We start from the raw sequence: 19,357 nt of genomic DNA on the forward strand, positions 1-19,357 counted from the left end.
TCGGTCCCGATCAGGTTGCCGAGCGGGGAGGGTGAGCGTCGAGCACCCGCGCCACCGTCAGTCGTAGTGTCTGGACACTTCGATACCCCACCGCCGCCGCCACAACCCGGGGCGGGCGTCCTTCGGCCGCGAGCGCCAGCGCACGGATCACCCGGGCCCGGGCCCGCCAATCACCGAAACTCAGGCCCGTCTCGGCGCGGAACCCCCGGGTCAGCGTGCGCCGGCTCGCCCCGGCCCGGTCGGCCCAGGCATCGAGGTCGTCCTCCGAGGCCGGATTTTCGATCAGCTCCAGGCAGACCCGGCGCAGGCGTGCGTCGCGCGGCAGTGGCAGGGCGAGCGGCGTGGCGGGGGCCCGGCCGATCTCGTCGAGGACCAGAGCGGCGAGATGGCCGCCGCGGCCATCCTCTGCGTAGAGCACCGGCTCCTCGGCCAGCGCCGTAAGCGCGGAGGCGAGGAGCCGCGACACCGCGATCACCCGGCAACTCGCCGGGAAGGACCGAACCGCGGCGGGATCCAGATAGGCCGAGCACATCGAGACGGCGCCGTGGGTCGCGACCGCGTGCGGCAGCCGCGGCGGGATCCAGAGCGCGTGCCCCTCGGGAACCACCCAGGTGCCGTCCTCCGCGAACGCCATCATCAGCCCGGTCGTGGCGTAGAGCAGCTGCGCGCGGGGATGGAAGTGCCGGGCGAGATGCATCCCGGCCGCGTAGGTCTTGGGCATCACTGCGACCGGGCGCGGGACGTCCTGATAGTCGGCCGCCTCGGTCGACCGCTTCGCGGCGACAGGTGCCTCCGTCAACATTGGCCCGTTCGCATACATATCCGGCCCAACACCACCATCGGGTCAGGCTATCAGCGCGCAGTCCCGGAGGATACGCCGCGATGGATTCCGATACGCTGTCCCGCCGCACCCTGCGCTTCGTCAACGTCGCGCATGCCCTCGACCATTTCGTACTGCTGATCTACCCGACCGCCGTCATCGCCATCGCGGCCCAGACGGGGCTCGGCTACGGCGAGCTGATCGGGCTCGCCACCGGCGCCTTCGTGGCCTTCGGCCTGTGCTCCCTCCCGATGGGCTCGCTCGCCGACCGGTTCGGGCGGCGCAACATGCTGGCGGTGTTCTTCTTCGGTTACGGCCTGTCCTGCCTCGGCGTGGCGAGCGCCTCGACGCCGCTGGCCTTCGCCCTCTGGCTCTGCGTGCTCGGGCTCGCCTCGGCGATCTACCACCCGGTCGGCTCGGCCATGCTGGTGACCCATGCCCGCCGGCTCGGGCGCGACCTCGGCATCAACGGCGTCTGGGGCAATTTCGGCGCGGCCTCGGCCTCCGGACTCACGGCGCTGCTCGCCGCCGCCGTCAGTTGGCGCGCGGCCTTCGTGGTCCCGGGCCTCGTCTGCCTCGCCTGCGGGGCCGCCTTCCTGGCCCTGGTGCCGGGCGACGGGGACGCCTCGGGCCAGAAGGCCGGCGGCGCGGCGGTGATCCCGGTGACCCGGCCCTGGGCGCTGCTGGCGATGTTCGCCCTGTCGATCTTCGCGGGCGGCCTGACCTTCAACCTGACGACGATCAGCCTGCCGAAGGTGATCGACGAGGGCGTCGGGCAGGCGCTGCCGCTGGCGCTCACCGGCTCCCTCGCCACCGGCGTGTTCCTGTTCGGCGCGCTGATGCAGTTGGCCATGGGCCGCCTCATCGACCGCTACAGCCTGCCGTCCCTGTTCGTGGCGCTCTCGGTGCTGCAGCCGGTGGGGCTCGGGATCGCCGCCCTCTCCACCGGCCTGCCGCTGCTCGCCGGGCTCGTGCTGGCCATGACGGCGATCTACGGGCAGGTGGTGATCAACGACGCGATGATCGCCCGCTACGTCCCGCCCGTCTACCGGGCCCGGGCCTACAGCCTGCGCTACTTCGTGGGCTTCACGGCGAGCGGCTTCGTGGTGCCGGCGATCGCCCTCCTGCATGACCGCGGCGGCTTCGCGCTGGTTCTCGGCGTCGCCTCCGCCTGCGGCGCGGTGATCTGGCTCTCGGCCCTCGGGTTCCTGCGGCTGACCCAGGGCGGCGGACGGCCCGCTCTGGCGGCCGCCGAGTAGCGCGGCGGTTTGCGGGTCCGGCCCGGCGCTGCTACGCGGCGCCGGTCCGAGCCGCGAGCAACCCGTGACCGATCTGTCCCTCGTCATCCGGCCCGAGCGGCCGGAGGATGCCCCCGCCATCGAGCGGCTTCATGCCCGGGCCTTCGGCCCCGGCCGCTTCGCCCGTACCGCCTACCGCCTCCGCGAGGGCGCGGCCGAGCGGATCGATCTCGGCATCACCGCCTCGGTGGGCAGCTTCCTCGTCGGCTCGGTCCGGATGGGGCCCGTGCGGACCGGGGCGACATCCTTCGTGATGCTCGGTCCGCTGGCCGTCGATCCGAGCTTCGCGGGCCGCGGCATCGGCGGTACCCTGACCCGCGCGGCGATCGAGGGGGCGCGGCAGGCGGGCGAGGGTCTCGTGATCCTCGTCGGCGACGCGCCCTACTACGCCCGCTTCGGCTTCACGCCGGTCCCGCCCGGGCGCCTGAGCCTGCCGGGACCGGTCGACCCCGCGCGCCTGCTGTGGCTGGAACTGGCCGACGGCTTCAGCGCAGGCGCGTCCGGCCTCGTCGAGGCCCGCGGCGCGTCGCTTTAAGGGACGCCGCCGCGCGCCTCCGGCAGCGCGCGGGGACCATGGCGGCAACGGAAACTGACGCCGTCGGCGAGCGCGAGCCCGTCAGGCCCGCCGGAGCGCCAGCGCGGCGATCAGCCCGGCGGAGAGGAGCGCCAGCGCCACCGGCGTCGCCGAGGTCGCGGGCCAGGCGGAGGCGGCCGCCGTGAACAGCGCCCCGAAGGTCATCTGCGTGAAGCCGTAGAGGCTCGAGGCGGACCCGGCCGCGTGCGGATCGACGTTCATCAGCCCCGCCACCGCGTTGGGGCTGAGCAGGCCGACGCCCACCGCGTAGGCGAAGAGCGGCACGATCAGGCTGACGACGCCGAGCATCCCGGTGCGGTCCACGATCAGCAGCGTCAGCGCCGCGGCGATGCAGAGGAGATTGCCGCTCCGCGCCGCCTTTCGGATCGGCACCCTGGCGGCGAGCCGGCTCGCCAGGACGGCCCCGCCGACCATGCCGAACACGACGATCAGGCAGTCGAATCCCACCTCCTGAGAGGAGCGCCCGAGCCGGTCCACGAGGAGGAACGGCGCCACGGCCAGGAAGGCGTAGAGGCTCGTCCCGCCGCAGGCCCCCGCCACCAGATAGGCGCGGAACACGGGGATCCGCACGAGCCGGAGGTAGCCGGACAGAACCGCGACGAATCCCGGCAGCGCCACCTTGTGGCGGTTGGTCTCGGGCAGGGTGAAGACCACGAGCGCGCCCAGCAGGGCGACGAGGCCGGCCAGCACCACGAACACGGCGCGCCAGCCGAAGGCCTCGGTCACGACGCCGCCGATCGCCGGCGCCAGGGCGGGCGTGAGCGTCATCGCGGTGGTGAGGATCGCGAGCTTCCGGGCGGCGTCCTCGCGGGTGGAGACGTCGCGCACCATCGCCCGGCCGATCACCAGGGAGCCGCAGGCGCCGAGCGATTGCAGGACCCTGGCGACGAGCAGGACGCCGATGTTCGGCGCCGGGATCGCGAGCAGCAATCCGGCGAGATAGAGGCCGAGGCCGCCGATCAGGACCGGCCGCCGGCCGTACCGGTCCGAGAGCGGGCCGTAGAGCAGCTGACCGCCCGCAAGCCCGATCAGGTAGACGGTGATCGTCAGTTGCGCGCCGGCGGCGTTGGTGCCGAGGTCCACGGCCGCCGCCGCCAGCGCCGGCACGAAGATGTGCAGCGCCACCGTCCCGGTCATGGTCACGGCAACGAGCAGCGGGAGGGGCGCCCGGCGCTCCTCCCCAACGGAACTTCGGTCAGCCAAGGGGTCCTACGCGGTTTTCAATCCGGCACGATGCCGGGGCGCGGCCGCCTTAGAGCAAGGGGCGCGCCCGGAGCCATGCCGGCGGAACGCGCCTGACGCGCGAGGGGCGGGACCGTCCGGAGCCCCGCGCCCGGCCCGTGCCTCTACTCCTTCGGAAGCGGCTGCGGCGTCGGCAGCGGCGCGTTCAGGTCCTTGGTCGGGCCGCCGACCTCGAGATCCTTCGCCCGGTCGACCGCCTCGGGATTGGCCTGCGCGGGAGGCTCCTTGGCGGCCGGCGCCGTCGGCGCGGTCGGCTCGGCGGGGATCAGGCTCGAAGGCTGGCCCTGCTGGTCGCTGTCATGGGCGCCGGCCGGCGGAGCTGGGGCGTTCCGGTCGCTCGATTCACCGGTCGTCCGCGGGCTGCCGGGCGACTTCGCCTCGACCGGCTTGGCGGTGCCGGTATCGGCGGGCTTGGCCGGGCTGTCCTTGCCTTCGGACGCCTTGCCGGCGGCGGGCTTGTCGGCGGACGGCTTCTCGGCGGGCGCAGCCGCGGGCTTGTCGTCAGGCTTCGCCGCCGCAGGCGCAGCCGACGGGGCCTCGTCCTTATCGACAGCGGGGAGCGGCTTCGGCGTCTCGGCCAGGGTTCGCAGATAGGCGATGACGTTGGCCCGCTCCTGCGGCGAAGCGATGCCGGCGTAGGCCATCTTCGTGCCCTTCACGTAGCCCTTCGGGTTGGTGAGGAACCCGTCGAGGTCGGCATAGGTCCACGTGCCGCCCTTCTCCTTCAGGGCCGCTGAATAGTCGAAGCCCGGATGTGAGGCCTTCGGCCGTTCCACGACCCCGTACAGGTCGGGCCCGACCTTGTTCGGGCCGCCCTTCTCGAAATTGTGGCAGGCATGGCAGGCCTTGGTGCCGGCCTCGCCCTTCTCGACATTGGCGCTGGCGAGGCGGACGGCGATCGGCTCGACCTTGGCCTCGGGGGCCGCGGCGGCGGCCTCGGGCTGCGGCTCGGGGAGGTCGTAGCCGGCGTTGCCCGCCGGCTTCGGGTGGTAGATCAATTCGGCGACGAAACCCGATCCGGCCGCGAACAGAAGGGCGCCGAGGACCGCACCCAGGACCTTGTTCACCTCGAACGAGTTCATGCTCTTCTCGCAACTCGGCCGTGCCGATCGCGCGCCTGACACGGGCGAGCGGGCTCGGACACCGGACATTGGAAGATTTCGAGGTTGCCTTAGCGGTTCCGGGCGGCTCCTGACAATGCCACCAGAGGGCTCCGCGTCGCTCCAGCGCAGGATTGTTCCACTGAATTGCCCAGCTTGTCACCGAGTGGCACATTTTCTCCACTGCGCTCCGGCCCGTCTCCGGGGGGACGACAATCGGGGGCCGGCCTGTTAAGCAGCCGGCCGCCTGCCGCCGCGGCCCCGATCCGCGCATCCGGATCCGAATCTCGATGTCCGATCCCCTGGTCCTGATCCCGGCCCGCCTCGCCGCGACCCGCCTGCCGAACAAGCCGCTGGCCGACATCGCCGGCGAGGCCATGATCGTCCATGTCTGGCGCCGGGCCATGGAGGCCGGCATCGGCCCCGTGGTGGTGGCCACCGACACGGCGGAGATCGCCCGGACGGTCGAGGCCGCGGGCGGCCTCGCGGTGATGACTCGGGCCGATCACCCGTCGGGCTCCGACCGCCTCGCCGAGGCGCTCGACATCGTCGACCCGGAAGGTCGCCACGACGTGGTCGTCAACGTCCAGGGCGACCTGCCGACCATCGACCCGGCGATCATCGGCGCCTCCATCGTGCCGCTGGCCGACCGCACCGTCGACATCGTCACCCTCTGTGCGCCGATCACCGACCCCCACGAGGCCGACAACCCGAACGTGGTCAAGCTCGTCGGCCACATGGTCGGTCCCGGGCGCCTGCGCGCCCTGTACTTCACCCGCGCCCGGGCTCCCTGGGGCGACGGGCCGCTCTGGCACCATATCGGCCTGTACGCCTACCGGCGCAGGGCGCTCAGCCGATTCGTGGCCTTGCCGCCCGGCGAGCTGGAGATGCGCGAGAAGCTGGAGCAGCTGCGGGCGCTCGAAGCCGGCATGCGCATCGACGCCGCCATCGTCGACGACCTGCCGCTGGGCGTCGACACCCCCGCCGACCTGGAGCGCGCCCGCGCCCTGCTCCAGAGCCGGCGCCTGAACTGACCCGACGAACGAATCCAGACCGCCATGACAGACCGCACCATCGCCTATCAGGGGGAGCCCGGGGCGAACTCGCACATCATCTGCGCGGAGGCGTATCCGGACTGGACGCCGCTGCCCTGCCCGACCTTCGAGGACGCTTTCGCGGCGGTGACAGAGGGGCGCGCCCAGCGGGCGATGATCCCGATCGAGAACTCGATCGCGGGCCGCGTCGCCGACATCCACCACCTGATCCCGATCTCGCCGCTGCACATCGTGGCCGAGCACTTCCTGCCGATCCACTTTCAGCTGATGGTCCTGCCGGGCACGCAGCGCGAGGCTTTGAAGAGCGTCCACAGCCACGTCCATGCCCTGGGCCAGTGCCGCCGGATCATCCGCCGGCTCGGCCTGAAGGCCGTGGTCGCCGGCGACACCGCCGGGGCCGCCCGCGAGATCGCCGAGATCGGCGACCCGAGCCGGGCGGCTCTGGCGCCCGCACTCGCCGCCGGAGTCTACGGCCTCGACATCCTGGAGCGCGACGTCGAGGACGAGGCGCACAACACCACCCGGTTCGTGGTGTTCTCCCCGGAGCCCCAGCCGGTGGAACAGGGCACCGTGCCCTGTGTGACGAGCTTCGTGTTCCGCGTGCGCAACATCCCGGCCGCGCTCTACAAGGCGCTCGGCGGATTCGCGACCAACGGCGTCAACATGTCGAAGCTCGAGAGCTACATGGTCGACGGCGAATTCACCGCCACGCAGTTCTACGCCGAGGTCGACGGCCATCCGGACGATCCGGGCCTCAGCCGGGCGCTGGACGAACTCGGCTACTTCTCGCGCGAATTGCGGGTGATCGGCACCTACCCGGCCCACCCCTTCCGCGAGATGGCACGGCCGGCGGCGGAGTGATCCTCACTCCCGCCGGAGCACCCGGTCCACCGCCAGATCCGACCAGAAGCCCGGCCGAAAATCGCGCTTGAGCGCCTCGGGGTCGTAGACGGTCTCGACCCAGGTCAGGAAGTCGAGCCCCCTCGCCTCGCCCTCGATGCGATACCGGGCGAAGAATGCGTCGAGGATGCCGGTCTTGGCGAAACGGAGATGGCCGTAGCGGGCGGAGAGCTGCCGGGCGGCCTCCGCCACCGGGCGCCCCTCGTGCAGGATCAGGTAGAGGGCCGAGGCGAGGCCGGCCCGGTCGGCGCCGGACTTGCAGTGCATCACCGCCGGGTACTCGATGCCGGCGAAGAAGGCCTTGGCGCCGAGGATGGTGGCCCGGTCCGGCGCTTCCCGCGAGCGGAGCACGAACTCGACCAGCTTGAGCCCGTGGCGCTCGCAGGCCTCGCGCTGCAGCGGCCAGGATCCGTGCTCGCGCCCGCCGCGCAGGGAGATGATCGTCCGCACGCCCTCGGCCCGGAAGCGGGCGAGCTGATGGGGGCCGGGCTGGGCCGAGCGCCAGAGGGCGCCGGAGCCGACGCGGTGCCGGTTGAGATAGGCGAGGCGGAAGACGCCGTGGTCGATCAGCAGCATGCTGGCCCAGGCCATGAGCCGGTCGCCGGGGCCGGCGATCGGCCGCTCGAAGCGGGCGATCCGGGCCATGCGGCGCGCGTAGCGCCTCTCGGGCTTGAGGAAGCGGTTGAACAAGGCCGTGCTGCCGGGGGAACCGAGCCCGGGCTCTATCAGCCGCCCGCCGGCCCGGCAATTCGCGGGCCGGCGGGCCGGCACCGGCATCACGCGACGTCACGCGACGTCACGCAGGCCGACGCGACGCGGCGCCATTCTTGCCTTCACTCCGCCTGGATCGGCATCGAACCTGCGCGGGCCGCGCGGGTTATCCGCCGGTCGGACGACGGGAGGCCCGAAGCCCATGAGCACGCGCACCACGAGCATCCGCCGGGCCCGCGAGGCCGATCTCGGCGGCTTGTCCAAGGTGTTCGATGCCTCCTGGCGCGAGGCCTATCGCGGCATCATCCCGGGCGTCGCCCTGGAGCGGGTGATCTCGACCCGGGACAGGGCCTGGTGGCAGAGCGCCCTGCGCCGCGGCCGGCCGATCGCGGTGGTGGAGACGGGCGAACTCGTCGTCGGCTACGCGGCCTACGGACGGACGCGCAGCCGGGCGCTCGGCACCGAGGCCGAGATCGACGAACTCTACCTGTTGCCGGAGTATCAAGGCGTCGGCCTCGGCCGGCGCCTGTTCCGGGCGGTGCGCAACGACCTCGCGGATCACGGCCTCACGCGGCTGGGCGTGTGGAGCCTGGAGGACAATGTCCGCGCCGGCGCCTTCTACGAGGGGCTCGGCGGCGTCGCCGGCCCGCGGGCGCTGGACCGCGTGGCGGGCATCCCGCTCCCCAAGGTGGGCTTCCTGTTCGGCTAACGTTTTCCAGCGCTCGTTGCCGGGCCGCACCATCGGCCGATTTGCTTTGCCAAGCGGCGCCACTAAGAGATCCGGGAAGCGGACGAGACCGCATTCCGGAAGCGACACGCCATGAAGATCGACGCCATCCCGCTCGGCAAGAAGCCGCCGCACGACGTCAACGTGATCGTCGAGGTGCCGCTCGGCGGCGAACCGATCAAGTACGAGATGGACAAGGAATCCGGCGCGCTGGTCGTCGACCGGTTCCTCTACACCCCGATGTTCTATCCGGGGAATTACGGCTTCATCCCCCACACCCTGTCGGGCGACGGCGATCCCTGTGACGTGCTGGTGGCCAACACCCGCGCCGTGCTGCCGGGCGCGATCATCAGCGCGCGTCCCGTGGGCGTGATGGTGATGCAGGACGAGGGCGGCGAAGACGAGAAGATCATCGCGGTGCCCTCGCGCCACCTGACCAAGCGGTACGACCGGGTCGAGAACTACACCGACCTGCCCGAGATCACGATCCAGCAGATCCAGCACTTCTTCGAGCACTACAAGGATCTGGAACCCGGCAAGTGGGTCAAGTTCGTCCGCTGGGGCGACAAGGAAGAGGCCCACCGGCTGATCGAGGAAGCGATCGAGCGCGCCAAGGCCAAGAAGTAAGCGGGCCGGCCGCTCCCGCCCGGGAGCGGCCCATGTCCCTCAGCCGTCGATGCGGCGCAGCCCGACCTTGTAGCGCCGGGCATTCTCCACGTAGCGCAGGGCGGCCTGCCGCAGCCCCTCGACCGCGGCCTCGTCGAGGGTGCGCACGGCCTTGGCCGGCGCCCCGACGATCAGGCTGTGATCCGGGAATTCCTTGCCCTCGGTGACCAGCGCGTTGGCGCCGATGAGGCAGCCGCGGCCGATCCGGGCGCCGTTCAGGACCGTCGCCCCCATGCCGACGAGGCTGCCGTCGCCGATGGTGCAGCCGTGCACGATCGCGCCGTGGCCGACCGTGACGTCGCTGCCGATGACGAGGGGAAACCCGGGATCGACGTGCATGATCACGCCCTCCTGGACATTGGTGCGATCGCCGATGCGGATCGGCTCGTTGTCGCCGCGCAGAGCCGCGCCGAACCAGATGCCGACATCGAGGCCGAGATGCACGCGGCCGACCACCTGCGCGTCGGGCGCGATCCAGACCCGGGCGGGGTCGGCGAGGTCGGGGACGTGATCGTCGAGGGCGTAGAGCGGCATGGCGGCCTTTCGTGGGGATCGGGCTTAACGGCCGCGCGATGCGGCCGGGATCGCGACGGATGACGCGCATCGCCTGTCGCGGGAATGGTACGGCGCGTCCAGGCTGCCAATGCTAGGCTGGTTCCGCAAGCAGCCTCGACCTGGACGGGAAACAGAGATGGCGCGATTCCCGGCTCTGATCGGTCTGACGGTGATCCTGCTGACGCAGGGGGCGGGGGCGGCGGACCTGCGGGAGCGGTCGCCCCTGGGCCGGTTCCGGGCGACCTGCGAGGATCTCGCGACCTTCTGCTTCGCCGCTGCCTGCGGCGGCGACCAGATCGCCGCGGCCCAGGGCTGCCGGGCGCGCTGCCCGAGCGCGTCGATCATCGATGTCGTGCCGAGCGTCTGCCGGCCGCCCGACGTCCAACCGGCGATAGGTCTCCGGCGCCGGGGCTGAGTTTCCGTCGCGTCCGGTCTCCGGGAGAAAATTCCGCCCGCTGCGGCAACGAAACGCGGAGCGCGGCATTGACCGGTCTCGGACAGTTGAACAACGGGGACGCGCACAGATGCTCGTGAACGCGCGCGAGGCCCGCCGTCGCACTCTGCTGACAAGCAATCTTCACCCGCCCGAGGGCGGCCTGAACGCCGATCCAATTCTATATGGTGTCGCCGCGGGCTTGGCCTCGCTGTTTCCGCCCGTAACGGCGCAAGCGCAGGATCGTTCCGAACCGCGCGGACATGCCGAGGGCGAACGGCCCGGGGACAGGACGGCGTCCCGGTAAGACGCCGCCAGCGCTGTCCGTCAGGAAGCCAGCCGCGCGAGAAGGAGCAGCGTCGCCACAGCCGGCACGGCGGTGGCGAGCCATAGGGCGCCGGGATGAAACCCCGCGGGCCCCGTGAAACGGAGGCTCCGCGTCACCGCGGGACGCGAGGGGTCCCCGCGTCCGATCCCGATTCCGACTGGCATCCGTGGCCTCCTCGATACACGAGGAATGAGCCCCGGCGCCCCTCAAGGCCGTCTGAATCGGCGGCCGCCATCATGCGGCGTGGTGAACCGCTCCTTAAAGGGCGCGGTCGAACTTCAGCTCGCCGTTCGGGCTCTTGAGCACGAGCTGCGAGCCGACTAAGTCCCACACCGCCGAGGTGCGCAGGGCGATGAAGAACGCCTGCTCGGCGGCGGCGAGGCCCTTGTCGCAGCTCTTCTTGGTGAGTGCGAGCGGGCCCACGGCGATGTGCTGCTCCTTGAGCGGGAATGCGGTCGCCGCGAAGGTGTTGCAACCGCCGTAGCCGCGGGCGCGGTACTGCTTGTCGATGATGAAGCTCGGCCGGTCGCCACCCGTGAAGGGCTTTCCGTTGAGGCTCACGGCGGTCCAGGTCGAATCGAGCGGGAAGATCTTCTCGCTGGCCTTGGTCCCCGGCACGTACTGGGGCTTCTTCTCCTCTTCGCCGCCGGGGCGGCGATTGCCTCGGCCGAAGCCCGTCGGCGAACCGCCCATCTGGGCCTGCGCCTGCGTCACCGCGGATAGGTCCATGGCCAGCACGGCACAGGCCAAGCTCGCGATCAGCACCCCTCTCATCGTCCAGTCCCCATGTCGCGCGCACCGCGCGCAGGTTGTCCCGGTCCGGAGGCGCCACGCCGGCCGCGCAGCACGGCCCCGCGAGAGACCGCTCCGAATCCTTGCGCCTTGGCGGATGCGACAGGATTTCAGCACAATTATGGTCGCGCTCCGACCGGATGTGCCCGGAAACGATCCGCGACCGTAATCGTTGTTGATGATCGCCGAGGAGGAGAGTGAGCGTGGCAGGATCGGACGAGGGCGCACAGAGCGGAACGCAAGCGCCCATCATGAGCCCCGCGCAGTCGCGGGCGGCCCGTGGGCTGCTCGGCTGGTCGCAGGCCGATCTCGCGGGCAAAGTGGGCCTGGACGAGCAGTTCGTGCGGGATTTCGAGGGCGGCTACAGCGACCCGCCGAGCGGGCAGATCGAGGCCCTGCGGAGCGCCCTCAGCGCAGCCGGCGCGGTGTTCACCGACGCTCCGACCCTCGGCGTCCATCTGGCGGCCGGACCGGGCGTCGACGAGGGCACCCGCGCCGACGCACTCACCACCGAGAACGATCGGTAACGCCCGCGGAACTCCGGAACGCGCCGCTCATGGCGTGTTCAGGCGCAGGATCCGAGAACCAGGGACGCCCGAACCCGCGCACCGTCCTTGGAGCGTCCCGTGATCGATCTCGTCAGCAGCCCGTCGCCGCGCGACCGGCGTCCTGTCTTCGAACGGACCGGAGGCCAGTGATGCGCGCCGACACCTTTCTGGCCGCCGCCGACGCGTTGCCCCTGGCGAGCCTCGATGCCCTCCTGGGGAGCCGGGGGCTGGTGGTCGTCGCGCCCCACCCCGATGACGAGAGCCTCGGATGCGGCGGCCTGATCGCAGCCGCCCGGGCGTCCGGGCGGCCCGTTCACCTCGTCGTGGTCAGCGACGGATGCGGCTCGCACACGCAGTCCCGCCTCTATCCGCCGGAGAAGCTGCGCGCCCTGCGCGAGGCGGAGACGCAGCGGGCCGGAGCGGTGCTCGGCCTCGGATCCGGGGACGTGACCTTCCTGCGCCTGCCCGACGCCCATGTCCCGAGCGACGGGCCGGAGGCCGACGCGGCTGCGGCGGCCGTGGCCCGCGCGGCCGCGGCGATCGGGGCCGGCGCGGTCTTCGTCACGTGGCGCCACGATCCCCATTGTGATCACAAGGCGGCCGCCGCGATCGTCGCCCGCGCCCGACCGCAGATGCCGGGAGTCCGGGTCTATGAGTATCCCGTCTGGGGCTGGACCCTACCGCCCGAGACCGAGGTCGGCCCAAGCCCGACCGGCCTGCGCCTCGACGTCTCCGCCTATCGCGAGACCAAGGCGCGGGCCGTGGCGGCGCACGAATCGCAGACCACCGACCTGATCGCGGACGATCCCCAGGGCTTCCGGCTCGAGCCCGCCATGATCGACCGGCTCTGCGGTCCCTACGAGCGCTTCGTCGCGATCCCCGCATGACCCGGCGGACCCAGACCCTGCCGGAGGATTACTTCCGCGGCATCTACGCCAGCGACCCGGATCCCTGGCATTTCACTTCCTCGCCCTACGAACGCGAGAAATACGCGGCGACGCTCGCGGCCCTTCCCCAGCCGCGCTACCGGTCCGCCTTCGAGCCGGCCTGCTCGATCGGCGTCTTCACCCGCGCCCTCTCGGAACGCTGCGCCCGGCTCCTCGCCACCGATCTCGTCCCGGCCGCCGCGGAGGCCGCCCGGGCGCGATGCGCGGATCGTCCCCATGTCGAGATCCGGCAGGGGACCATGCCGGCGGACTGGCCGACCGGGCCCTTCGACCTGATCGTCCTCTCCGAGTTCCTGTACTTCCTGGCCCCGCCGGATTTCGCCGAGCTCGTACGCCGGGCCGGCGAGACGATCGCGCCCGGCGGGGACATCGTTCTGGTGCACTGGCTGGGCGAGACCGATTACCCGCTTTCGGGCGATGGTGCCGCCGATGGCTTCATCCGCCTCTCCGCCGCCTTCGCCCAGGTCCTGAGTCAGTCGCGGACCCCCGATTATCGGATCGATGTCCTGCGCGCCGGAGCCGCCTCGTGAGCATCGCGGTCATCACGCTCAACAAAGGTCGGCGCGCACACCTGACCCGCCTGCTCGACGGTCTCGGTCGCGGCGATCCACCCGATCGCTGCGTCGTCGTCGAGATCGGCGGCGATGAGGCGCCCTACCCGGCGCTGCCCTTCCCGGTGGAGCGCGTCGCGTTCCCGCATGCCGGCCTGCCCCTCGCGGCGGCGCGCAATGCCGGGCGCCGGGCGGCCCAGGCCGAGACGCTGATCTTCCTCGACGTCGATTGCATCCCCTCGGCGGGGCTCGTCGCGGGCCTGTCGCGGGCGGTGGCCGAGCAGGACGGCCTGATCTGCTGCGAGATCGGCTACCTGCCGGCCGGCGCGGTGGCGGATGGATGGTGCGCGGCGGATCTGGAGCGGTTCGGCCAGCCGCACCCGGTGCGGGCCTTCCCGTCCGCAGGCGTGGTGGCGCCGGCACCGCAGGCCGGGCTGTTCTGGTCGCTCGCCTTCGCGGTGCGCGCCGAGACCTATGACCGCCTCGGCGGGTTCGACGAAACCTTTTCCGGCTACGGCGCGGAGGACACCGATCTGGCGTTCCGGGCGGAGAAGGCGGGGGTGCCGATCCTGTTCCTGGGAGGCCCCCGGGCCTACCACCAGCATCATCCGGGCTACGACCCGCCCCTGCAGCATTTCCGCGACATCGTCGCCAACGCGGCCCGCTTTCACGACCGGCACGGGATCTGGCCGATGGACGGCTGGCTCGACGGGTTCGCCCGGCTGGGGCTGATCGGGGCGGATCGGTCGAACGGGATCGTCATCCATCGCGACCCGACGCCGGACGAGATGGCTGCGGCGCGGCTGCCGGACGATCGGCCTTTCTAGGGCCGTCGCGGCCGCCGCGCCGCAGAGTTTGTCCCTTCTCCCGAAGAGACTGGTGAGGGGTGAACCCGCTCCGGGGCCTTCTCCAACCCTCATCCGAACCTGTCACGCGGTCACGGGCTTGCCCGCGATCCGCTCCGATCTGCCCCGGGGCCCGGCAAGCCCGGCCCCGGTCATGCAGCTGCTTGGCGCGCCGTTCGGGCGGCCTCAGCCCTTCATGGCGTTCGCCTTCTCGATCAGCGCCTCGGCCATGCGGATCGAGGCGATGTCGATGAGGCGTCCGTCCAGGGACACGGCGCCGCGGCCGGCCTTGGCGGCCTCTTCCATGGCCTCGAGAATGCGGCGGGCCTTGGTGACCTCGGCTTCCGAGGGGGTGAACACCTCGTTGGCGAGATCGATCTGCGACGGGTGGATCGCCCACTTCCCTTCGAAGCCGAGGGCGGCGCAGCGGCGGGCCGCCGAGCGGTAGCCGTCCGGATCCGAGAAATCGCCGAAGGGGCCGTCGATCGGGCGCAGGCCGTAGGCGCGGCAGGCCACCAGCATGCGGTTCTGAGCGAACAGCCACGGATCCTGCCAGTGGGTCTGGCGATTGCCGGCCTCGTCCTTGTCGGTGAGCACCGAGAAGTCGGGGTTCACGCCGCCGATCACCGTCGAGCGGGCGCGGGTCGAGGCGGCGTAATCGGCCACGCCGAAGGACATCGCCTCCAGGCGCTTCGACGACTGGGCGATCGCCTCGACATTGGCCATGCCGAGCGCGGTCTCGATCAGCACCTCGAAGCCGATCTGCTTGTCACGCTTCTTGGCCTGCTCGATCTGGGTGACCAGCACGTCGATGGCGTAGACGTCGGCCGGCACGCCGACCTTCGGGATCAGCACCATGTCGAGGCGCGGGCAGGCTTCGACGATGTCGACCACATCGCGGTACATGTAGTGGGTGTCGAGACCGTTGATGCGGATCATCATGGTCTTGTTGCCCCAATCCAGGTCGTTGAGCGCCTGGATGATGTTGGTGCGGGCCTTCTCCTTGTCGTCGGGGGCGACCGCGTCCTCGAGGTCGAGGAAGATCACGTCGGCGGCCGACTGCGCCGACTTCTCCATGAAGGTCGGGTTGGAACCGGGGACCGCGAGTTCGGACCGGTGCAGGCGCGGCTTGGCCTGCTGGATCAGGGTGAAGCTCATCTTGGATTCTCTCTCCTGGTGACGGTTCTGATGCCGTTGCGGGGCTGGACCCCGTTCACCGGCGGCAAATGGCGCGCACTGGGCTGCCTGACAGGGCGCGCAGGCGCGTTTCGATCCGATCCCTCAACGTGCGAGGCCCGCACCGCCTCACCCGGTCGCCCCGAAGCCGACCGCGATGCAGTTGATGGACAGGAGCAGGGCCGACTTCACCGCCTCGCGCCGGTCCTCGTCGGTCTCGGCGCGGTAGCGGGCGAGCAGTTCCACCTGCTCGCGGCTGACCTGGTTGATGGTCGGAAGCCGCCCCTTCAGGCGATCCCGGAACAGGGGGAAGCGCTCGGCGAGATCCGCGCCGCCGCTCACCCGCAGCACCATCTCCCGGGTCAGCGCGTATTCGGCCTCGATCATCGAGAAGATCCGGTCCCGGATCGCCGCATCCGGGACGAGGCCCGCATAGGCGCGGGCGATGTCGAGATCGACCATCATCAGCGTCTTCTCGACCTCGTCGAGGACGAGGCGGAGGATGCGGGATTCGTTGAACAGCCGCTTGAGGGTCGCCTCGCCGTCGCGGCCGCGCACGTCGATGAAGCTCGCAAGCCCGGACCCGACCCCGTACCAGCCGGTGATCACGTGCCGGTTCTGCGACCACGCGAATACCCAGGGGATCGCCCGCAGGTCCGAGAGCGAGCGGGCGCCGAACCGGCGGGCCGGCCGCGAGCCGATGTTGAGGAGCGCGATCTCGTCCAGCGGGCTCGCGGCCTGGAAGTAATCGACGAGGCCGTCGGTCTGGAGCAGCTGGACGTAGGCCGCCCGGGACGCCCCGGCCAGCGCCTCCAGGGCGTCGTCGTGGCCGGGGCCCGCCCGCTCGCCGTCGCCGGCGAGCGCGTGCTCGAACACCGAGGCGGCGAGCAGCTCCATCTGGTAGGCGGCGGTGCCGCGGTTGGCGTACTTGAACGAGACGACCTCGCCCTGCTCGGTGGTGCGGAACCGGCCGCGGATCGAGCCCGGCGGCTGGGCCATGATGCCGCGATGGGTCGGCACGCCGCCGCGGCTCACCGAGCCGCCGCGCCCGTGGAAGAAGGCGATGCCGACACCGAGTTCCTCGCCGAGCCGGGTCAGCTTGCTCTGCGCCTTGTAGAGCTCCCAGTTGGCGGCGACGAAGCCGCCGTCCTTGTTGGAGTCGGAATAGCCGATCATCACCTCCTGCACCCCGCCCTGCCAGCGGGTTGAGCGGCGCACCACCGGCACGCCGAGCAGCGCCCGCATGATCGCCGGGGCGGCACGCAGGTCGTCGATGGTCTCGAACAGGGGCACGATCGGCAGCGGGCAGATCTCCGTCCCGGCCGCGTCGAGGAACACCCCCGCCTCCTTGGCCAGCAGGTAGGCGCCGAGGACGTCATCCACCGAGCGAGTCATCGACAGCACGAAGGCGCCGAACGCCTCCCGGTCGAGGGCCTCGCGCATCTCGGCGACGAGGGCGAAGGTGGCGAGGGTCTCCCGGGCGGCGTCGGGCAGGTCCTCGAAGGACCGCTCGGGATCACGGGGCCGGGCGAGTTCGGTATCGAGCCACTGGCGCCACGCGGTCGAACCGAGGGCCGGCGGCTCGCCGTCGCCGTTGCGCTGGCGCCAGAGGGCGTGGAGCGTGTCGGTGGTCCGCGTGGTGTTCTCGCGCAGGTCGAGCCGGACCGTCGAGAAGCGGAAGATCTCCACCATGCGCCGGACAGGGCGGACGAGATCCCGCGCCAGCGCCCCGCACTTGGCCTCCGTCAGGCCGCGCTCCAGGGTGCGCAGATCCTCGATCAGGCCGTCGGCGCTGGCGTAGTCGGGACCGGACGGGTGCTCACCTTCGTTGCGGGCGATCGTCGCCTCGATCTTGCGCAGGACGCAGGAGAGATACTGGCGATAAGGCTCGCCCGGGTTGCGCCGGGTGATGGCGCGGGCCTGGCCGCTCTCGGCGAGCTGCCGTTCGAGTTCCGCGTGAAAGCTTTCGGGCAGCGGCAGCGAGCGCTCGGTGAGCGAGAGGGTCCGGCCCAGTTCCCGCACGCCGTCGCGATAGCGGGTGAGCGAGGCCAGGGCGTTGCGGTGCAGGGTCTGCCGGGTGACCGCGGCCGTGACGTAGGGGTTGCCGTCCCGGTCGCCGCCGATCCACGAGCCGAACTGGAAGAATGGCGGCACCTTGAAGTCCGTGCCCGGATAGGTCTCGGCGAGGGCCTCGTGCAGGGTCTCCAGGGTCTCGGGCAGCATCTCGAACAGGGTCTCGTCGAAGAAGTGCAGCCCCCAGGCCACTTCCCGCTCGACCGTCGCCTTCTCCAGGTGCAGCTCGCCCGTCATCCAGACCAGCTCGATCTGGTCGCGGAGCTCGTTCATGAGACCGTTGCGCTCACGATCGGTCCAGCGCGGCATCTCCAGCTCGCGCAGCACGAGGTAGATCCGGCGGAACTTCTCCAGCACCGTCACGCGCTTGCCCTCGGTGGGGTGCGCGGTGAGCGTCGGGCGGATGCGCAGGTCGCTGAGCAGCGCCTGGATCTTCTCCGGGGGCACGCCCTGCCGGCGGGCATCCGCGAAGACCTTGGCGAAGGAGCCGCTGAGCGCGGCACGGCCTTCCGTGCGCTCCACGTGCCGGCGGCGGCGCATCGCGGCGTTCTGCTCGGCGATGGAGATCAGCTGGAACCAGATGCCCTGCACCTGCAGCGCGCGCGCCAGCATCTGCGGCGAGAAGCGCGAGATGTCGGCCGTGCCGTGCAGGACCGCCTCGAGGTCGGGATCGTGCCGGCGGGCGACATCGAGCAGCGCCTGGAACAGGATGTCCAGCGCCTGCTCGGCCGAGGTGCCGACGATCACCGGCGGCGCGAAGGCTGTCGCGTCGACGAGACCTGGATGTGCGTGAAGGGTGCGGGTCATGAGGCCACCTCGTGGCGCGCGGTTTTCTTGGAGGATGTTCAGCGCGAAGCGTCGTCACCGCCGGCTCGGGAGGTACGCGCATCGGCCGGTGCCCAGCGCGACGAGCCCCCTCTCCCGTGCGGGAGAGGGTCGGGGTGAGGAACGCGATGGTTCAGGATCGAGCGCGCCGCCGGTACGCCGATGGACCGCGCCTTCTCCGGAAGGATCCGATCCCTCACCCTGTCCCTCTCCCGCACGGGAGGGGGACCCACGCCGCATTCTGAGACTGTGCGGCAGGCTGGCTGCGGCTACGCCGCCCGGGCCAGCACGTCGGCCACCGTCTGGCCGAAGGAACCCGGATCGGGCGCCACGGTGAGGCCGTAGGAGCGCATGATCTCGGCCTTCTCGGCGGCGCTGTCGCCGGCAGCCGAGATGATCGCCCCCGCATGGCCCATGCGGCGGCCCTTCGGCGCCGTGAGCCCCGCCACGAAGCCGATCACCGGCTTCGACATGTTCTCGCGGATCCAGGCCGACGCCTCGGCCTCCTGCGGGCCGCCGATCTCGCCGATCATCAGCACCGCGTCCGTGTCCGGATCGGTCTCGAACAGGGCGAGGTGGTCGAGGAAGGACGAGCCGTTGATCGGATCGCCGCCGATCCCCACCGAGGTGGAGATGCCGAGCCCGAGCTCCTTGAGCTGCGAGGCCGCCTCGTAGCCGAGCGTCCCCGAGCGGGAGATCACCCCGACATTGCCGGGGAGATAGATGTGACCGGGCATGATGCCGAGCATCGCCTTGCCGGGGGAGATGATGCCGGCACAGTTCGGGCCGACCACCATCGTGCGGCGATCCCGCGGATAGCGCATCAGGTAGCGCTTCACCCGCATCATGTCCTGGGCCGGGATGCCGTCCGTGATCGAGCAGACCAGCCGCAGGCCGGCATCGGCCGCCTCCATGATGGCGTCGGCCGCGAAGGGGGGCGCCACGAAGGTGATGGACGTGGTGGCGCCGGTCGCCGCCACCGCCTCCTTGACGGTGTTGAACACCGGCAGGCCGAGATGGGTGCGGCCGCCCTTGCCCGGAGTGACGCCGCCGACGACGTTCGTGCCGTAATCCAGCATCTCCTTGGCGTGGAAGGTGCCCTTGTCGCCCGTGATGCCCTGGACGATGATCGGGGTGGTCTCGTCGATGAGGATGCTCATGGCGCGGTCT

20 protein-coding genes are annotated in these 19,357 nt (G+C 71.2%); 11 read left to right on the top strand and 9 right to left on the bottom strand.

The annotated features are described in order from the left end of the window. Positions 1-10 precede the first annotated feature (10 nt). On the bottom strand, positions 11-802 hold the full coding sequence (locus tag P9K36_RS21050) for a helix-turn-helix transcriptional regulator (protein WP_236952718.1): 792 nt from the start codon (positions 800-802) through the stop codon (positions 11-13). Between the two features lie 80 nt (positions 803-882). On the opposite strand from P9K36_RS21050, the gene P9K36_RS21055 reads away from it, so the two are divergent. Continuing rightward, a complete protein-coding gene (locus tag P9K36_RS21055; RefSeq protein WP_278305938.1) occupies positions 883-2,079 on the top strand; it encodes an MFS transporter in 1,197 nt (398 codons plus the stop codon). Positions 2,080-2,143: 64 nt separating this feature from the next. Continuing rightward, positions 2,144-2,653: an N-acetyltransferase gene (locus P9K36_RS21060; RefSeq protein ID WP_043350027.1), complete on the top strand. Its 510-nt coding sequence runs from the start codon at positions 2,144-2,146 to the stop codon at positions 2,651-2,653. An 81-nt stretch (positions 2,654-2,734) separates the two neighbouring features. Here P9K36_RS21060 and P9K36_RS21065 read toward each other — a convergent pair whose 3' ends face one another. Beyond that, positions 2,735-3,850 carry a multidrug effflux MFS transporter gene (locus P9K36_RS21065; protein WP_051044765.1) on the bottom strand — a complete coding sequence of 372 codons (1,116 nt, stop codon included), beginning with the start codon at positions 3,848-3,850 and terminating at the stop codon, positions 2,735-2,737. 209 nt (positions 3,851-4,059) lie between these two features. Further along, a complete protein-coding gene (locus tag P9K36_RS21070) occupies positions 4,060-5,037 on the bottom strand; it encodes a cytochrome c family protein (protein ID WP_111473645.1) in 978 nt (325 codons plus the stop codon). A gap of 308 nt (positions 5,038-5,345) precedes the next feature. On the opposite strand from P9K36_RS21070, the gene P9K36_RS21075 reads away from it, so the two are divergent. Together P9K36_RS21075 and P9K36_RS21080 are read left to right on the top strand one after the other, a co-directional pair. Next, complete coding sequence (locus P9K36_RS21075) at positions 5,346-6,089, top strand: 3-deoxy-manno-octulosonate cytidylyltransferase (RefSeq protein ID WP_043347096.1); 744 nt, start codon at positions 5,346-5,348, stop codon at positions 6,087-6,089. Between the two features lie 24 nt (positions 6,090-6,113). Then, positions 6,114-6,971, top strand: a complete 858-nt coding sequence (locus P9K36_RS21080) for a prephenate dehydratase (protein ID WP_043347099.1) — start codon at positions 6,114-6,116, stop codon at positions 6,969-6,971. 3 nt (positions 6,972-6,974) lie between these two features. Here the strand turns inward: P9K36_RS21080 and P9K36_RS21085 are convergent, their stop codons facing one another. After that, a complete protein-coding gene (locus P9K36_RS21085) occupies positions 6,975-7,700 on the bottom strand; it encodes a tyrosine-protein phosphatase (RefSeq protein WP_043381213.1) in 726 nt (241 codons plus the stop codon). A 223-nt stretch (positions 7,701-7,923) separates the two neighbouring features. Between P9K36_RS21085 and P9K36_RS21090 the strand changes: the two genes are divergently transcribed. Beyond that, positions 7,924-8,430: a GNAT family N-acetyltransferase gene (locus P9K36_RS21090; protein WP_043347102.1), complete on the top strand. Its 507-nt coding sequence runs from the start codon at positions 7,924-7,926 to the stop codon at positions 8,428-8,430. 111 nt (positions 8,431-8,541) lie between these two features. Further along, on the top strand, positions 8,542-9,075 hold the full coding sequence (gene ppa, locus P9K36_RS21095; protein WP_043347104.1) for an inorganic diphosphatase: 534 nt from the start codon (positions 8,542-8,544) through the stop codon (positions 9,073-9,075). A 39-nt stretch (positions 9,076-9,114) separates the two neighbouring features. Here the strand turns inward: ppa and P9K36_RS21100 are convergent, their stop codons facing one another. After that, positions 9,115-9,648 (bottom strand): gamma carbonic anhydrase family protein, encoded by a 534-nt coding sequence (locus P9K36_RS21100; RefSeq protein ID WP_182592839.1) that lies wholly within the window; start codon positions 9,646-9,648, stop codon positions 9,115-9,117. 157 nt (positions 9,649-9,805) lie between these two features. Here P9K36_RS21100 and P9K36_RS21105 point away from each other — a divergent pair, with 157 nt between their 5' ends. Beyond that, a complete protein-coding gene (locus P9K36_RS21105; RefSeq protein WP_278305940.1) occupies positions 9,806-10,084 on the top strand; it encodes a hypothetical protein in 279 nt (92 codons plus the stop codon). Positions 10,085-10,688: 604 nt separating this feature from the next. Here P9K36_RS21105 and P9K36_RS21110 read toward each other — a convergent pair. Then, positions 10,689-11,204 (bottom strand): META domain-containing protein, encoded by a 516-nt coding sequence (locus P9K36_RS21110; RefSeq protein WP_043381219.1) that lies wholly within the window; start codon positions 11,202-11,204, stop codon positions 10,689-10,691. 221 nt (positions 11,205-11,425) lie between these two features. On the opposite strand from P9K36_RS21110, the gene P9K36_RS21115 reads away from it, so the two are divergent. The 4 genes from P9K36_RS21115 (at position 11,426) to P9K36_RS21130 (ending at position 14,095) form a co-directional block, all read left to right on the top strand. Beyond that, on the top strand, positions 11,426-11,749 hold the full coding sequence (locus P9K36_RS21115) for a helix-turn-helix domain-containing protein (protein WP_278305941.1): 324 nt from the start codon (positions 11,426-11,428) through the stop codon (positions 11,747-11,749). A gap of 170 nt (positions 11,750-11,919) precedes the next feature. Continuing rightward, a complete protein-coding gene (locus P9K36_RS21120) occupies positions 11,920-12,657 on the top strand; it encodes a PIG-L family deacetylase (protein ID WP_043381221.1) in 738 nt (245 codons plus the stop codon). Further along, a complete protein-coding gene (locus tag P9K36_RS21125) occupies positions 12,654-13,247 on the top strand; it encodes an SAM-dependent methyltransferase (RefSeq protein ID WP_043355974.1) in 594 nt (197 codons plus the stop codon). The genes P9K36_RS21120 and P9K36_RS21125 overlap by 4 nt, the downstream gene beginning before the upstream one ends. After that, positions 13,244-14,095: a galactosyltransferase-related protein gene (locus tag P9K36_RS21130; protein WP_043381225.1), complete on the top strand. Its 852-nt coding sequence runs from the start codon at positions 13,244-13,246 to the stop codon at positions 14,093-14,095. Before P9K36_RS21125 ends, P9K36_RS21130 begins: the two co-directional genes overlap by 4 nt. A 204-nt stretch (positions 14,096-14,299) precedes the next feature. On the opposite strand, the gene P9K36_RS21135 is transcribed toward P9K36_RS21130, so the two are convergent. The 3 genes from P9K36_RS21135 to sucD form a co-directional block, all read right to left on the bottom strand. Further along, on the bottom strand, positions 14,300-15,271 hold the full coding sequence (locus P9K36_RS21135; protein WP_043355694.1) for a CoA ester lyase: 972 nt from the start codon (positions 15,269-15,271) through the stop codon (positions 14,300-14,302). Between the two features lie 147 nt (positions 15,272-15,418). After that, on the bottom strand, positions 15,419-18,169 hold the full coding sequence (locus tag P9K36_RS21140) for a phosphoenolpyruvate carboxylase (protein ID WP_278305942.1): 2,751 nt from the start codon (positions 18,167-18,169) through the stop codon (positions 15,419-15,421). A 287-nt stretch (positions 18,170-18,456) separates the two neighbouring features. Further along, positions 18,457-19,347: a succinate--CoA ligase subunit alpha gene (gene sucD, locus P9K36_RS21145; protein WP_043355698.1), complete on the bottom strand. Its 891-nt coding sequence runs from the start codon at positions 19,345-19,347 to the stop codon at positions 18,457-18,459. Between the last annotated feature and the right edge of the window lie 10 nt (positions 19,348-19,357).

Source organism: Methylobacterium sp. 391_Methyba4 (assembly GCF_029691625.1).
Classification (GTDB): domain Bacteria; phylum Pseudomonadota; class Alphaproteobacteria; order Rhizobiales; family Beijerinckiaceae; genus Methylobacterium; species Methylobacterium fujisawaense.

Coding starts and splice junctions, on each gene's coding strand:
- P9K36_RS21050 (WP_236952718.1), bottom strand. CDS start 802: ATGTTGACGGAGGCACCTGTCGCCGCGAAGCGGTCGACCGAGGCGGCC.
- P9K36_RS21055 (WP_278305938.1), top strand. CDS start 883: ATGGATTCCGATACGCTGTCCCGCCGCACCCTGCGCTTCGTCAACGTC.
- P9K36_RS21065 (WP_051044765.1), bottom strand. CDS start 3,850: ATGACCGGGACGGTGGCGCTGCACATCTTCGTGCCGGCGCTGGCGGCG.
- P9K36_RS21070 (WP_111473645.1), bottom strand. CDS start 5,037: ATGAACTCGTTCGAGGTGAACAAGGTCCTGGGTGCGGTCCTCGGCGCC.
- P9K36_RS21075 (WP_043347096.1), top strand. CDS start 5,346: ATGTCCGATCCCCTGGTCCTGATCCCGGCCCGCCTCGCCGCGACCCGC.
- P9K36_RS21080 (WP_043347099.1), top strand. CDS start 6,114: ATGACAGACCGCACCATCGCCTATCAGGGGGAGCCCGGGGCGAACTCG.
- P9K36_RS21090 (WP_043347102.1), top strand. CDS start 7,924: ATGAGCACGCGCACCACGAGCATCCGCCGGGCCCGCGAGGCCGATCTC.
- ppa (WP_043347104.1), top strand. CDS start 8,542: ATGAAGATCGACGCCATCCCGCTCGGCAAGAAGCCGCCGCACGACGTC.
- P9K36_RS21100 (WP_182592839.1), bottom strand. CDS start 9,648: ATGCCGCTCTACGCCCTCGACGATCACGTCCCCGACCTCGCCGACCCC.
- P9K36_RS21105 (WP_278305940.1), top strand. CDS start 9,806: ATGGCGCGATTCCCGGCTCTGATCGGTCTGACGGTGATCCTGCTGACG.
- P9K36_RS21110 (WP_043381219.1), bottom strand. CDS start 11,204: ATGAGAGGGGTGCTGATCGCGAGCTTGGCCTGTGCCGTGCTGGCCATG.
- P9K36_RS21120 (WP_043381221.1), top strand. CDS start 11,920: ATGCGCGCCGACACCTTTCTGGCCGCCGCCGACGCGTTGCCCCTGGCG.
- P9K36_RS21125 (WP_043355974.1), top strand. CDS start 12,654: ATGACCCGGCGGACCCAGACCCTGCCGGAGGATTACTTCCGCGGCATC.
- P9K36_RS21135 (WP_043355694.1), bottom strand. CDS start 15,271: ATGAGCTTCACCCTGATCCAGCAGGCCAAGCCGCGCCTGCACCGGTCC.
- P9K36_RS21140 (WP_278305942.1), bottom strand. CDS start 18,169: ATGACCCGCACCCTTCACGCACATCCAGGTCTCGTCGACGCGACAGCC.
- sucD (WP_043355698.1), bottom strand. CDS start 19,347: ATGAGCATCCTCATCGACGAGACCACCCCGATCATCGTCCAGGGCATC.